Annotated in this window: 13 protein-coding genes; 12 read left to right on the top strand and 1 reads right to left on the bottom strand. The window is 62.8% G+C overall.

Annotated features, from left to right (window positions below; all coding sequences use genetic code 11):
- Positions 1-148: 148 nt before the first annotated feature.
- The 11 genes from QMK17_RS01150 (at position 149) to trmD (ending at position 10,782) form a co-directional block, all read left to right on the top strand.
- A complete protein-coding gene (locus QMK17_RS01150; protein ID WP_442972670.1) occupies positions 149-1,468 on the top strand; it encodes an ammonium transporter in 1,320 nt (439 codons plus the stop codon).
- Between the two features lie 4 nt (positions 1,469-1,472).
- The gene (locus QMK17_RS01145) at positions 1,473-1,811 is read left to right on the top strand and encodes a P-II family nitrogen regulator (protein ID WP_075840128.1); all 339 of its coding nucleotides are present in this window, start codon (positions 1,473-1,475) and stop codon (positions 1,809-1,811) included.
- Positions 1,801-4,347: a [protein-PII] uridylyltransferase gene (locus QMK17_RS01140; protein ID WP_283506500.1), complete on the top strand. Its 2,547-nt coding sequence runs from the start codon at positions 1,801-1,803 to the stop codon at positions 4,345-4,347. The genes QMK17_RS01145 and QMK17_RS01140 overlap by 11 nt, the downstream gene beginning before the upstream one ends.
- A gap of 203 nt (positions 4,348-4,550) precedes the next feature.
- Entirely contained in the window at positions 4,551-5,390 is an 840-nt protein-coding gene (locus tag QMK17_RS01135) for a M23 family metallopeptidase (protein ID WP_283506499.1), read from the top strand.
- Between the two features lie 114 nt (positions 5,391-5,504).
- Positions 5,505-7,061 (top strand): signal recognition particle protein, encoded by a 1,557-nt coding sequence (ffh, locus tag QMK17_RS01130; RefSeq protein WP_283506498.1) that lies wholly within the window; start codon positions 5,505-5,507, stop codon positions 7,059-7,061.
- A 6-nt stretch (positions 7,062-7,067) separates the two neighbouring features.
- Entirely contained in the window at positions 7,068-8,153 is a 1,086-nt protein-coding gene (locus tag QMK17_RS01125) for an amidohydrolase family protein (RefSeq protein ID WP_283506497.1), read from the top strand.
- Positions 8,150-8,593 carry a CPBP family intramembrane glutamic endopeptidase gene (locus tag QMK17_RS01120; RefSeq protein ID WP_283506496.1) on the top strand — a complete coding sequence of 148 codons (444 nt, stop codon included), beginning with the start codon at positions 8,150-8,152 and terminating at the stop codon, positions 8,591-8,593. The genes QMK17_RS01125 and QMK17_RS01120 overlap by 4 nt, the downstream gene beginning before the upstream one ends.
- Positions 8,594-8,793: 200 nt before the next feature.
- Positions 8,794-9,306 carry a 30S ribosomal protein S16 gene (rpsP, locus tag QMK17_RS01115; RefSeq protein ID WP_283506495.1) on the top strand — a complete coding sequence of 171 codons (513 nt, stop codon included), beginning with the start codon at positions 8,794-8,796 and terminating at the stop codon, positions 9,304-9,306.
- Complete coding sequence (locus tag QMK17_RS01110) at positions 9,303-9,545, top strand: RNA-binding protein (RefSeq protein ID WP_283506494.1); 243 nt, start codon at positions 9,303-9,305, stop codon at positions 9,543-9,545. Before rpsP ends, QMK17_RS01110 begins: the two co-directional genes overlap by 4 nt.
- Before the next feature lie 20 nt (positions 9,546-9,565).
- A complete protein-coding gene (gene rimM, locus QMK17_RS01105) occupies positions 9,566-10,096 on the top strand; it encodes a ribosome maturation factor RimM (RefSeq protein WP_283506493.1) in 531 nt (176 codons plus the stop codon).
- Between the two features lie 5 nt (positions 10,097-10,101).
- The gene (trmD, locus tag QMK17_RS01100) at positions 10,102-10,782 is read left to right on the top strand and encodes a tRNA (guanosine(37)-N1)-methyltransferase TrmD (RefSeq protein WP_283506670.1); all 681 of its coding nucleotides are present in this window, start codon (positions 10,102-10,104) and stop codon (positions 10,780-10,782) included.
- 27 nt (positions 10,783-10,809) lie between these two features.
- On the opposite strand, the gene QMK17_RS01095 is transcribed toward trmD, so the two are convergent.
- Positions 10,810-11,754 carry a hypothetical protein gene (locus tag QMK17_RS01095; protein ID WP_283506492.1) on the bottom strand — a complete coding sequence of 315 codons (945 nt, stop codon included), beginning with the start codon at positions 11,752-11,754 and terminating at the stop codon, positions 10,810-10,812.
- Positions 11,755-11,833: 79 nt separating this feature from the next.
- On the opposite strand from QMK17_RS01095, the gene QMK17_RS01090 reads away from it, so the two are divergent.
- Positions 11,834-14,230, top strand: coding sequence for a Tex family protein (locus QMK17_RS01090; RefSeq protein WP_283506491.1), 2,397 nt, complete (start codon positions 11,834-11,836; stop codon positions 14,228-14,230).
- Positions 14,231-14,281 lie beyond the last annotated feature (51 nt).

The following is a 14,281-nucleotide window of genomic DNA, read 5'->3' as shown; positions in this document are numbered from 1 at the left end:
ATCCGCAACACGGCAGAGTCCTAGATGAAACACCAAGTGAGCATTCTGTCTTCTCAGGTAGCCAGCCGCGCATGGCTGGGCCAGAAGGAGGAGGCTCAAGGTGGATTTCCCCACAATTGGCGCAGCGGACACCGGGGACACCGCGTGGATGCTCACAAGTGCCGCGCTCGTGTTGCTCATGACCCCGGGTCTGGCGTTTTTCTACGGTGGCATGGTCCGCGCGAAGAGCGTGCTGAACATGATCATGATGAGTGTCGGAGCCATGGGAGTGGTCGGCATTCTGTGGGTCCTTTTCGGCTACTCGGTCGCCTTCGGTGAAGACAAAGGCAACTTCATCGGAGACCCGTTTCAGTACTTCGGCCTCAAGGGCCTGATCGGTGGCTCCTATCTGGCGGAGGCCGACGACGCGGGTGCTGTCATTGCCGACTCGGCGATTCCTCTCGTCGGAACAATCCCGGCAACTGTGTTCGTCGCTTTCCAGGCAATGTTCGCGATCATCACGGTGGCGCTGATCTCCGGCGCTGTCGCAGACCGGATGAAGTTCGGGCCCTGGCTTCTCTTCGCTGGTCTCTGGGCGACTCTCGTCTATTTCCCAGTAGCGCACTGGGTGTTCGCTTTCGACGGTGTGACCGCTGAGAAGGGCGGTTGGATCGCCAACAAGCTTGCCGCTGTCGACTTTGCCGGCGGAACTGCAGTTCACATCAACGCCGGTGCGGCAGGCCTGGTGCTCTGCATTATCCTGGGACGCAGGAAGGGCTGGCCTGGAACTCCGTTCCGACCACACAACCTGACGCTCGTGATGCTCGGCGCCGGACTGCTCTGGTTCGGATGGTTCGGCTTCAATGCAGGGTCGGCAGTGGGCTCCAACGGTATTGCCGGCGCCACGTTCGTTACGACCGTCGTCGCGACCTGCGCCGCCATGCTCGCTTGGTTGCTGGTGGAAAGAATTCGCGATGGACACGCCACCACACTGGGCGCAGCGTCGGGCATCGTCGCAGGCTTGGTTGCAATTACGCCTTCGTGCTCGTCGGTCAATGTGTACGGAGCAATCGTCATCGGCGTTGTGGCCGGTGCCCTCTGTGCTCTGGCCGTGGGTCTCAAGTACAAGTTCGGCTTCGACGACTCGCTCGATGTCGTCGGTGTTCACCTGGTAGGTGGCATCGTCGGCACTTTGCTGGTCGGACTTGTAGCGACCGCAGATGCTCCTGCGGGTGTCGATGGATTGTTCTACGGTGGCGGCACGGACCAGCTCTGGCGTCAGGCCGTCGGAGCGGGCGCAGTACTGCTGTACTCCCTAGTTGGAACCACTGTGGTTGCATTGATCGTGAAGTACACGCTTGGTTTGCGCGTGAGCGATGAGGGTGAGTCACTCGGAGTTGATGAGTCGGAGCACGCAGAAACTGCATACGATTTCGCCGCACTCGGCGGAAACTCTGCAGTGGGCCGCGTAACCGGCAAGGAGGTTTAGGGAAATGAAGCTGATCACGGCAATCGTCAAACCGTTCACGTTGGAGGACGTCAAGACCGCTCTCGAACAGGCCGGTGTGCTTGGCATGACGGTTAGTGAAGTGCAGGGATACGGCCGTCAGAAGGGCCACACCGAGGTCTACCGAGGCGCCGAGTATTCCGTCGACTTCGTGCCGAAGGTGCGCGTCGAGGTCGTCGTCGATGACGCCGCCGTCGAGAAGGTCGTCGAGGTGATCGTCGAAGCTGCTCGTACCGGCAAGATCGGTGACGGCAAGGTATGGGTTTCACCGGTGGACTCGGTCATACGAGTCCGCACCGGAGAACGCGGCGCCGATGCGCTCTGACCCACACGGGTCTTCGGCAGGCGGCCCCGATTCTTCAGCGAATGCTGCGGGATCGGGGCCTTCGGTTTCGAAGGGCTCCGTTTCGAAGGGCTCGGTGCCGAAAGGCAAGAGCGATGCGGCAGCCGACTTGGCCCGCGCCAGGAAGCAACTGCTCGCTGGCGGGGCGCGCAATCGTCGTCTCGATGCGCCCTCGTTACGTCAAGCCCTGGTCGATCTGCACGAATTTTGGCTGACCACCAAGGGGGCCGAACTCGGCATCAAGCCGGATTCAGGGTTTGCCATCGTTGCAGTCGGCGGACTTGCCCGACGCGAACTACTCCCGTACTCGGACCTCGACCTGATTCTTCTACACGACGACATGAGCCCGGAGATCGTCGCCGAGGTGGCCGACAAGCTCTGGTATCCGTTGTGGGACGCGCACATCAAGCTGGACCACAGTGTCCGCACCGTGCCGCAGGCGCTTCAGGTGGCAGCGTCCGACATGACCGCGGCGCTCGGAATGCTGGAGGCTCGCCACATCGCAGGCGACGTCGAGTTGAGCAATCTGCTCATCGGCGGAGTCCGTCGGGAATGGCGCACCGGAATCCGAACCCGTTTCGACGAGCTCATCACGCAGACGCAGTCACGCTGGGCGAGGAGTGGCGAAATCGCGCACCGAGCCGAGCCCGACCTCAAGAGTGGGCGCGGCGGTTTGCGCGACGTACAACTCCTGGATGCCCTGTCGATTGCCCAGCTGACCGACGGCATGCCAGGGCTCGGCCCTCAATCACCCGGCGGCGGCCTCGCTTTCGCGCATGGGCGTCTACTCGACGTTCGAACCGAGTTGCATCGTGTGGCAGGACGGGCGCGTGATCAACTGCGCGCGCAGGATGCCGACGAAATCGGCGCAGCACTTCGCATCGGCGACCGTTTCGATCTCGCCCGTGTGCTCAGTGACTCAGCACGAACCATTGGTTATTCGGTCGACGTCGGATTGCGGACGGCAGGCAATGCACTGCCCCGTCGTGGTCTCTCTCGTCTGCGTAGGGCACCTGTTCGTCGACCGCTGGACGAGGGCGTCGTCGAGCATGCAGGTGAGGTTGTGCTCGCACGAGATGCCAGGCCGGGGAAAGATCCAGGCCTGATCATGAGGGTCGCTGCGGCATCTGCTCAGACAGGAATGCCGATGTCGGCCTCCACGCTCAATCAGCTGTCCGACAGTGCACCCGAACTACGCGAGCCCTGGCCCAAGGAAGCACTCAATGATCTCCTCGTTCTGCTGGGGTCTGGGCGCCGCGCAATTGCTGCCATCGAAGCGCTCGACCGAACCGGGCTCTGGGGCCGGTTGATTCCGGAATGGGGTGCGGTGCGGGACCTGCCCCCGCGTGATGCAGTGCATACCTGGACAGTCGATCGACATCTCGTCGAAACTGCGGCCTACGCCAGCGCTTTGACCACACGAGTCGCCCGCCCTGACCTTCTCGTTCTCGGTGCGTTGATTCACGACATCGGTAAAGGCCGCGGCGGCGACCACAGTCTTGTGGGAGCCGAGCTCGCCAACCAGATCGGCAACCGGCTCGGATTGTGGCCCTCGGATGTCGCGTTGCTCAGCGCGATGGTTCGACATCATCTGCTTCTTCCCGATACCGCGACGCGGCGCGACCTGGACGACCCGGTCACCGTCGAGACCGTGGTGGAGAAGCTCGGTGCCGATACGGTCCTGCTCGAGTTGTTGCACGCACTCGCCGAGTCAGACTCGTTGGCTACCGGACCTGGCGTATGGGGAGACTGGAAGGCGTCGCTCATTCGTGAGCTCGTGCGCCGGTGCCGAATGGTGATGGCGGGCGAGACGTTACCCACTCCCGACCCGATCGATAAGGCTCACGTTGCACTCGCCGAGAAAGGGGGAGTGCACGTCGACCTGCAACCGACCGAGGGTTCGCACACGTACGTGGTCACGGTCGTCGCACCGGACACCCCGGGGTTGCTTTCCGACGCAGCGGGGGTGCTGGCTCTGCATTCGCTGCGAGTGCTGTCCGCCTCATTGGGCAGCCACGACGGTTCGGCGGTGAACTCTTTCGCGGTGGCACCACTGTTCGGAACTCCGCCTCAAGCAGGCCTATTGCGCCAGGAAATCATCCGGGCGCAGGCAGGCGAGTTGGATCTCGTCGGACTTCTCGATGCCAAGGAGCGAGACGCCCGACTGATCGAACTCGACGACGAGGGGGAGGACTCGGCGGTCCCTGTCCTGTATGCGCAGGCACCACCACGTGTGCTGTGGTTCGACGGAACGGAACCTGGACAGGTTGTCCTCGAACTTCGCGCCGAGGATCGACTCGGGTTGCTGTGTCGCCTGGCGAGTGCTTTGGAAACGCTGGGAGCCGACGTCAGGTGGGCGAGGGTCGCCACACTGGGCGCATCGGTGGTCGACGCATTCTGTATCGACCTCACCGGATCGGACAGTCGTGCGACACGCGAGGAAATCGAGCGCGCAATTCTGGCCGTCGTGCCGGCGCCTGAGCCGCCCAAGCCACCTGAAAAGCCGGAAGGTACCTAGCAGTGGCTCTGTTATCGGCAACATTCCCGAACTCGAGTTGTGAAATTTCATAAAGATTCGGTTACGGTGCTTTCGAGCGAGATCGTTTTGTTACGTTTCTCGCCGCGGGAACAGACTTGTGAACGAGAAAGCAACGGCTCTCCGAACGACGTGATCGTGCGGCCGTATCGGGTGCCTCGCCGACGACTGATGAGGTATTAACTGTGGGAGCCCACCGGCGGTCGAGCATCTATGTTCCGACCGCAACACAATCGCCAACCCCTCGTGGGCGCCACCGGGCGAAGGACGACATCAAGGACTCCGGACTGAAGACCGCGACCATCGTGGCGGCAACCGGAGCAATCGTGGCAGGTGCTGCGCAGATCGGCACCGGCACCGCGGCGGCCGCGCCTGCACCACTTCCTGCGGCACCGGCGGCAGGGCTGCCGTTCGAGCTCCCGCAGAATCTTCTTCCCGGTGGGTTGCAGCTTCCAGCCGGACTCGGACTTCCCGCCGGAATCGCATTGCCGGAAAACTTCCAACTGCCGCCGGGCGTGGAGATTCCCGATACATCCGATCTGGAAACCCTCGGGCTTCCCGACGTAGGAAAGGCTGCACAGGACCTCATCCAGGGCCTGCAGCCGATCAAGAACAAGGCTGTTCAGCCGGTGTCAGGGGTCCTCACCTCCAACTTCGGGTCGCGTTGGGGTGCGCACCACGGTGGTATCGACATAGCTGCGCCGACGGGAACTCCGATTCTCGCCGCCGCGGAGGGTGTGGTCACCGCAGCCGGACCCGCATCGGGGTTCGGGCTGTGGGTCAAGGTCAAGCACGCCGATGGCACCGAAACCATCTATGGTCACGTCGATACCTTCTCGGTGGCAGAAGGGCAGCAGGTTTCTGCGGGGCAGCAGATCGCAACGGTGGGCAATCGCGGTGAATCTACCGGGCCCCATCTGCATTTCGAGGTGCACGACCCGTCCGGAGTCAAAGTCGATCCCGCCGAATGGCTGTCCACGCGCGGAGTGTCCGTCACCTGGAACAACGCGGCGGTCGACGCGTGAGCTGAGGTGTTGGCCGGCCCCTCGGGGTACTCGCTGACGACGTGCGGCAGGATCGGGCGCTAGTCTGGAGCCACGTTCTGCTCGACCAACATGCCCAACTCAGGAGTGCAATCGGTGTTCGAATCCCTTTCCGACAGGTTGACCGGGACCCTCAAGGACCTGCGTGGCAAGGGCCGACTATCCGGTGCCGATATCGATGCCACCGCGCGCGACATCCGGCTTGCGTTGCTCGAAGCGGATGTGGCACTGCCGGTGGTGCGAGAATTCGTCACTCGCATCAAGACGCGCGCGAAGGGTGCGGAGGTCTCCGGTGCTCTCAATCCGGCCCAGCAGGTTGTCAAGATCGTCAACGAGGAACTGGTTGGGATTCTCGGCGGTGAAACGAGACGCCTGACGTTCGCGAAGACCCCGCCGACCGTTGTCATGTTGGCGGGTCTGCAAGGTTCCGGTAAGACGACACTTGCCGGAAAGCTCGCGAAGTGGCTCAAGGACCAGGGTCATACTCCACTGCTCGTTGCCTGCGACCTGCAACGTCCTGGTGCAGTCAGCCAGCTTCAGATCGTCGGAGAGCGTGCCGGTGCAACGGTTTTCGCCCCGCATCCCGGAACGTCCATCGGCGGCGGCGACAACGAACTCGGCATGTCCGCTGCTGACCCGGTCGAGGTTGCGCGTGCCGGAGTCGCCGAAGCGCGTAGCAAGCAATACGACATCGTGATCGTCGATACTGCAGGCCGCCTCGGTATCGACACCGAACTGATGAATCAGGCCGCAGGCATTCGTGATGCCGTGGAGCCCGACGAAACTCTCTTCGTCCTCGATGCCATGGTCGGCCAGGACGCGGTGAGTACGGCCCTGGCTTTCCGGGACGGAGTCGGTTTCACCGGTGTGGTCCTGACCAAACTGGACGGCGACGCCCGCGGTGGCGCGGCTCTCAGCGTTCGCGAAGTGACCGGCGCGCCGATCATGTTCGCTTCGACGGGTGAGAAGCTCGAGGACTTCGACGTCTTCCACCCCGACCGCATGGCGAGCCGCATTCTCGGTATGGGAGACGTGCTCAGCCTTATCGAGCAGGCCGAGCAGCACTTCGACGCCGAGCAGGCCGAGGCCACCGCGAACAAGATCGGTTCCGGCCAACTCACTCTCGACGACTTCCTCGAGCAGATGATGGCCGTACGAAAGATGGGGCCGATCGGCAATCTCCTGGGGATGCTTCCCGGTGCCGGTCAGATGAAGGAACTGGCCAACATCGACGAGAAGCAACTCGACCGGGTCCAGGCCATCATCCGCGGAATGACGGCGCAGGAGCGAACCGATCCGAAGATCATCAACGCTTCCCGCCGTCTGCGCATCGCCAACGGTTCGGGCGTCAAGGTCTCGGATGTCAATCAACTCGTCGACCGCTTCTTCGAGGCCCGGAAGATGATGTCCGCCATGGCAGGTCGGATGGGCATGCCCGGTGCGCGCAAGCAGGTACGAAGCAAGAAGGGAAAGAAGGGGAAGAAGGGCGCCCGCGGCCCAACTCAGCCCAAGATCCGTGGAGGTTTCCCCGGAATGCCGGGAGGTATGCCTGCAGGCATGCCCGACCTGTCCGGCATGCCGAAGGGACTCGACCAGGTTCCCCCTGGCCTCGAAGGTATCGATCTGTCCCAGCTGAAACTGCCCAAGAAGTAGTTCGGCGTGGCTGCGTATCGCATTCGTGGTCGATCGCTGCCGAATGAGGCATACGTCGAACTGTGGATTCGGGACGGGCACATTTCGCTCGAGCCCATCGCCGATGCGCTGTCCTTGTGCGAGGACGGGTGGCTCCTGCCCGGGTTGGTCGACGCGCACTGCCACGTCGGCATCAAATTCGGCGGTGGGCACGAGGATCTGCCCGGCTCGATCGAACAGGCCGAAGCGGAACGAGACGTCGGTGCGCTGCTGCTCCGCGACGCGGGCTCCCCGGTGGACACCCGCGAACTCGACGACCACGAGGATCTACCGCGCATCATCCGCGCCGGACGCCACATTGCGTCGCCGAAGCGGTATATCCCGGGGCTTGCGATGGATATCGAGGACGAGTCGCAGTTGCCGGATGCTGTCCGACAACAAGCGCGCTTCGGTGACGGCTGGGTCAAACTGGTCGGGGATTGGATCGACCGAAGTGTCGGTGATCTTCGGCCGCTGTGGGACGAGAACATTCTGAAGAAGGCGATCGCCGCGGCTCACGACGAAGGCGCGCGGGTAACGGCTCATGTCTTCGGAGAAGACGCTTTGCCTGACCTGATCAGCGCAGGAATCGACTGCATCGAGCATGGCACCGGCCTGACCGATGAGACCATCGACATGATGGTGACGCATGGAACTGCACTGGTTCCGACGCTGATCAACATCGAGACATTTCCTGATATCGCCGCATCGGCGACCAAATATCCGGTGTATGCACGACATATGCGGGATTTGCACAGCAGAGTTGCCGAAACAGTCGGGCGAGCACACGATGCAGGCGTGCCGATCTTCGCCGGAACCGATGCGGGCGGATCGATTCGACACGGCCGCATTGCCGACGAGGTACATGCGCTCGTGGGTGTGGGGATGCCGCCTACAGAGGCTCTCGCTGCGGCCAGTTGGACGGCGAGATCCTGGCTCGGATGGCCCGGGCTCGAGCACGGCGCTCCCGCGGATCTATTGGTCTATTCCGTCGATCCGAGAACCGGACCGGATATTCTGTCCGCGCCCGACATCATTATCCTCCGAGGCGTCCCGGTCACAGGTTTGCGGTGACGTTTGCCGAATCCGGACCAGCCAGACGAATAGCCGTCCAGCTGGTCCGCAATCGCGCCGATGAATGCGGCACACCATGCGGCGGCGGTTGCGTTCGCGATCAGCGGGTACCGAGGCAACGGACCGGTGACGGACTTCGGATTGCCGACGTCATAGTCGGAGTTCGGTTGCCAACTGCGATCGGGTTTTGCGTGGGGCGCTGCCGCGCTCGCCGATGGACTCGCCCTTGCCCTGGTGGTGCTAACCGCTGGGTGGTGTTGGTCGTGTCCGCTGCGCTGTTCGCGCTGTGGCATTGGAAGGGGCGGCGATCGATGGTCCTGCTCTGTGGTGGTCTCGCAGTAAGAGTTGCGCGGATGCGCAGTGGGTCCGTCGCAGCGTCGGCGATAGCCCATTCGGTCGACAACACACTTCCGGCCCTCGCGATCCTGCTTGCGCCGTAAAATCTCTACGAGAATGGACCGGCCGGTGTACAGGCGATTAACTGCTCGTGCGCATCGTCTGGCACAATAGGCTGCTGTTCGCCCGTCCACCGGTTACGTACCGAACGGCGGTCACAACACCTCATCAACGCAAAACCGGGTGCGCGGTCCATGCGCACCGCAGAATTGCGACGTGACCACTTCGAAAGGGTCTATTTTTCATGGCTGTCAAGATCAAACTCATGCGTATCGGTAAGATTCGCACCCCGCACTACCGCGTCGTCATCGCGGACTCACGCACCCGCCGTAACGGCCGTGCGATCGAGACCATCGGCAAGTACGAGCCCAAGCAGGATCCGTCGATCATCGACATCGATTCCGAGCGTGCCCAGTACTGGCTGAACGTCGGCGCACAGCCGACCGAGCCTGTCGAAGCTCTGCTGAAGATCACCGGTGACTGGCAGAAGTACAAGGGCCTTCCGGGCACCGAGGGCACCCTCCGCCTCGCCGAGCCCAAGACGTCCAAGCTGGACCTGTTCAACGCTGCGCTGGCTCAGGCCGACGCCGAGCCGCTCGGTGACGCCACCACGGCCAAGAAGAAGAAGGCTGCCAAGACCGACGACGCTCCCAAGGCTGACGACGCTCCCAAGGCTGACGACGCTGCCAAGACCGATGACGCTGCTGCTGCCACCGAAACGGCAGAGGCGCCGGCCGCCGAGGCTGCTGAGAAGTGAGTGCCGTTGTCGCCGACGCTGTGGAACACCTCGTTCGCGGCATCGTCGCCAATCCTGACGACGTTCGCGTCGAACTGATCACCGGCCGAAAGGGCCGCACTGTCGAGGTGCACGTGCATCCCGAAGACCTTGGCAAAGTGATCGGTCGCGGAGGTCGAACGGCAACTGCTCTTCGTACTGTCGTGTCGGGTATCGGTGGACGCGGTATCCGCGTCGACGTCGTCGATACCGACCAGTAGAAGTACGTGGGACAGCAAATATGGAGCTCGTGATCGGTCGTGTCGCAAAGTCGCACGGCGTCAAAGGTGAGGTCGTCGTCGAGGTTCGCACCGACGAACCCGACGACCGCTTCGCCGTTGGTGTGGTCCTTCACGGTCGCAAGCCGCGTACCCAAACCGACACGCTTCCTTACACGGTCGAAGCCGCCCGGGAACACTCCGGGCGGCTTCTGCTGCGCTTGACCGGCGTGAACGACCGCACCTCTTCGGATGCGCTGCGGGGCACGTTGTTCTTCGTCGAGTCGAACGATCTACCTCCGTCGGACGATCCTGACGAATTTTACGACCACGAACTCGAAGGCCTGTCGGTTCGACTGGTCGACGGCGAGATCGTCGGAACCGTGCGTGAAGTTCTCCACTCGGCAGCGGGGGAGTTGCTGTCCATCCGCCCCGCCGACGGATCGCGCGCGGAACTTCTCGTTCCGTTCGTGGCGGCGATCGTAACGTCGGTGTCGTTGGCCGACAAGGTCATCGAGATCGATCCTCCCGAGGGCCTGCTGGACCCGGAATGACCGCCGTGAAACTCGACGTGATCACGATTTTCCCCGAGTACCTTGCGCCGCTTCGAACTGCTCTGTTGGGCAAAGCCATCGACAAGGGGCTGGTGTCCGTCGGTGTGCATGATCTGCGCGCATGGACGCACGATGTCCACAAGGCCGTCGACGATTCGCCCTACGGCGGCGGGCCGGGGATGGTGATGAAGCCCACCGTCTGGGGCGATGCACTCGACGACGTGCTCACCGAGGACTCGCTACTGGTGGTGCCCACTCCCGCCGGTGTCCCCTTCACTCAGCGCACAGCCGAAAGATGGTCGCAGGAGCGGCATCTCGTGTTCGCGTGCGGACGATACGAGGGCATCGATCAACGGGTGTTCGACGATGCCTCCACCCGGGTTCGCGTCGAAGAGGTCAGCATCGGCGACTACGTGCTCATCGGGGGCGAAGCCGCTGTCCTCGTGATGAGCGAGGCGGTCGTTCGCCTGCTGCCCGGTGTGCTGGGCAATCAGCAGTCGCATCAAGAAGATTCGTTCTCCGACGGATTGCTCGAAGGCCCGAGCTACACCAGGCCGGTGAGCTGGCGCGGCCGGGTCGTACCGGACATTCTGCTCTCCGGAGATCACGCCAAGATCGCTGCATGGCGTCTCGATCAGTCTCGTCGTCGTACGGCCGATCGTCGACCCGATCTGCTCGACGACTAGTCCTGTTGGACCACTAGCGGTGTGGAACTACTCGATCCGACCATCGGGAAAGAGCATGCTCACGAAACCGGTGAGAGTGTCCCTGGCATGCTGAGCACTGCTGTCGTCGGTCACATCGACGACAGCCGTATCGGGATAGTGCTCCATGTCGTCCTCGTAGTAAATCTCCTCGCGGGACACCAGCGCCAGGACATAGCGATTGTTCACTCCGGTTGTCCCCGTCGACCAATGAATCCACCGATCCGCGATGCAGCACATCCACCCTTGCTTCACAGCCCGGACCGGTTCGCCCGGAAGGCCGTCGACGACACCGAAGTGCTGGTGGTAGCCGTCTGTCGCGACCGGCTTCGATTCACGAAGGAGCCCGATCATCGCCGACGTCGATGAGGCGGACAGACCGCCGGTTCCGTCGAGCATTCTCGTGTAGTACGCGACGATGTCGCCCGTAGTCGTGGTGGTGTTCCACCATTGGCCGTCCCACGGCGCACCGGTGCCGGTGAGATTGTAGCGCTGAGCGACCGCGATCACGATGTCGTTGCCGCCGTACTCGTCCCACAGGTAGTTTGCGGCGAAGTCGTCCGAGGATTCGAGCATGGTGGTCAAGGACGCCATATCGTCGGCGGACACCGGAACCTGTGCGACGTCGGCGCCGTGGAAAACCTCGTCGGCTATGAAGAGTTTGGACACCGAAGCGGTCTCGACCTGCTGGGTGTCGCCGTTGGAGTAGAACGCGCCGGTCTCGCGGTCGAGCAAGGTGAAATCGACGTCGGCTCCGCGTTCGGCTGCCGACTGAATTGCTTCCGGCACACGCATTTCCAGGTTGAGTTCCTGGACGGAGACCGTGTCGGGAAATGGTGATTCGGACGTCGAGATCGATTCGGCGGCTTCCGACTCCTCGGGGATGCTGCACCCGGAGAAAAGAACGGCTACTGCTGCGACGAGAGTCGCGCACGATAGAGCCAGGACTTGCATCGGCCTGGACAATTTCGAAGCACTCCCACACTTGGTCCGTCGAACTACTTGTCTCAGACTAGCTGTAGGGTCGTGCGCCGTGACGACTGCTCTGAAATCTGTGAACAAGCGCATAGCCGAGGAACTCGATGTTCGTGAGGACCAGGTTCGTGCCGCCGTGGAGTTACTCGACGGCGGTTCCACCGTGCCGTTCATCGCCCGGTACCGCAAGGAGGTCACCGGGATGCTCGACGACGCGCAGCTGCGTCAGCTCGAAGAGCGGCTGCGCTACCTTCGCGAGCTGGACGAACGACGTGAAGCGGTCATCGAATCGATTAGATCCCAGGGCAAACTCGACGAGCCGCTGGAGCAGTCGCTGATGCTCGCCGAGACGAAGGCCCGCGTCGAGGACATCTACCTGCCCTTCAAGCCCAAGCGTCGTACCAAAGCGCAGATCGCCCGCGAGGCCGGACACGAGCCCGTCGCCGACGCGTTGTTCTCCGATCCCTCGACCGACCCTGCGAAGTACGACACCGAACAGCTCGACGGCGCTCGCGCAATCCTCGTCGAAAAGTTCGCCGAGGATGCGGACCTGGTCGGCGAGCTTCGGGAACTGATGTGGACGCGTGGCAAGTTGACTTCCACGGTGCGAAAAGGCAAAGAAGAAGAGGGTTCCAAGTTCGCGGACTACTTCGAATTCTCAGAGTCCTTCACCTCGCTGCCGTCGCATCGAATTCTGGCGACACTTCGCGGTGAGAAGGAGGACGTGCTCTCCCTCGGGCTCGAACCCGAGCAGGAAGAGACCCCGCGTGGAGTTCCCACGGTCTACGAGGGACGTATCGCCACCAAATTCGACATCGCGGATCGAGGTCGCCCGGCGGACCGTTGGCTGCTCGACACCGTGCGGTGGGCGTGGCGAACCAAGCTTCTCGTGACGCTGGCGATCGACGTCCGGATGCGCCTGCGACAGTCCGCGGAGAAGGACGCCGTCGACATTTTCGCGTCGAACCTCAAGGACTTGCTGTTGGCGGCTCCTGCAGGCAACCGCACCACGATGGGCCTCGATCCTGGTTTTCGAACCGGCACCAAGGTGGCCGTCGTCGATTCGACCGGCAAAGTCGTCGACTACGACACGATCTACCCGCACATGCCACAGGGCAAGTGGGATCAGGCGCTGGCGACCCTGGCTGGTCTAGCCGCCAAGCATTCGGTCCAGCTGGTCGCGATCGGCAACGGAACCGCGTCGCGCGAGACCGACGCACTCGCCGCTGAACTGATCGCCAAATATCCAGCAGCAGGCCTCACCAAGATCGTCGTGTCGGAGGCGGGGGCATCGGTGTACTCGGCATCGGCGTACGCATCGAGTGAGCTGCCCGATCTCGACGTGTCCATCCGCGGCGCGGTCTCGATCGCCCGTCGACTGCAGGATCCGCTTGCCGAACTGGTGAAGATCGATCCGAAGTCGATCGGCGTTGGGCAGTACCAGCACGATGTGTCCGAGTCGCTGCTCGCGAGGTCGCTGGCGGCAGTGGTCGAAGATGCCGTCAACGCTGTCGGAGTGGACGTCAACACCGCGTCGGTGCCCTTGCTGTCGAGAGTCTCCGGCGTCGCGGGATCCCTTGCCGAAAGTATCGTCGCGCACCGGGATCAGCACGGGCCGTTCGTCAGCCGGTCGAAGCTCAAGGACGTCGCGAGGTTGGGGCCCAAGGCTTTCGAACAGTGTGCAGGCTTCCTCCGGATCGTCGACGGCGACGATCCTCTCGACCGATCCAGCGTGCACCCCGAGGCGTATCCGGTAGTTCGCCGGATCGCCGATTCCGCTGCCGTCGGTGTGCGTGAGGTCATCGGAAACACTTCGCTGCTCCGTGCTCTGCAACCGCAGAAGTTCGCCGACGAACGATTCGGTATCCCAACGGTCACCGACATCATTGCGGAACTCGAGAAGCCTGGCCGAGATCCACGCCCGGAGTTCAAGACGGCCACCTTCGCTGTCGGCATCGAGAAGGTCGCCCACCTGAAACCGGGTATGACGCTCGAAGGCGTGGTCACCAATGTCGCTGCCTTCGGTGCGTTCGTCGACGTCGGCGTGCATCAGGACGGCCTGGTGCACGTCTCCGCGATGTCGCACAACTTCGTCAAAGATCCGCGCGAGGTGGTGAAGTCGGGTGACGTCGTGAGGGTGAAGGTGATGGAGGTCGACATTCCACGCCAGCGCATCGGATTGAGCCTGCGACTCGATGACGAGCCAGGCGACACGGCCAAGGAGAAACCACGCAGCGTGTCCGGTGGCGGGCCCCGCGGGGGATCGGATCGACGTCAGCAGGGCCAGGGCGGTCAGCAGGCCCAGAGCGGTCAGCAGGGTCAGGGTGGTCAGCAGGGCAAGGGTCGCGGCCAAGGTGGTCAGAGCCGCGACAATCAAGGCGGAGGACGCCAGGCGGGTACGCCTGCAGGTGGTTCGATGGCCGACGCGCTGCGGAAAGCCGGATTCGGCAAGTAACGTCGCGCTGGTTCGGCCAGGATGAGTCGGACCAGCGCAGTTCTCGAGAAG

It is taken from the genome of Rhodococcus sp. G-MC3, from assembly GCF_030063335.1.
Taxonomy (GTDB): Bacteria; Actinomycetota; Actinomycetes; order Mycobacteriales; family Mycobacteriaceae; genus Rhodococcoides.
Note: the sequence above shows the minus strand (reverse complement) of the source record. Positions and strands in the feature narration are given on the sequence as shown.

Excerpts from the sequence above, each read along its gene's own strand:
- QMK17_RS01150 (WP_442972670.1), top strand. The coding sequence starts at position 149 with ATGCTCACAAGTGCCGCGCTCGTGTTGCTCATGACCCCGGGTCTGGCG.
- QMK17_RS01145 (WP_075840128.1), top strand. The coding sequence starts at position 1,473 with ATGAAGCTGATCACGGCAATCGTCAAACCGTTCACGTTGGAGGACGTC.
- QMK17_RS01140 (WP_283506500.1), top strand. The coding sequence starts at position 1,801 with ATGCGCTCTGACCCACACGGGTCTTCGGCAGGCGGCCCCGATTCTTCA.
- rpsP (WP_283506495.1), top strand. The coding sequence starts at position 8,794 with ATGGCTGTCAAGATCAAACTCATGCGTATCGGTAAGATTCGCACCCCG.
- rimM (WP_283506493.1), top strand. The coding sequence starts at position 9,566 with ATGGAGCTCGTGATCGGTCGTGTCGCAAAGTCGCACGGCGTCAAAGGT.
- QMK17_RS01095 (WP_283506492.1), bottom strand. The coding sequence starts at position 11,754 with ATGCAAGTCCTGGCTCTATCGTGCGCGACTCTCGTCGCAGCAGTAGCC.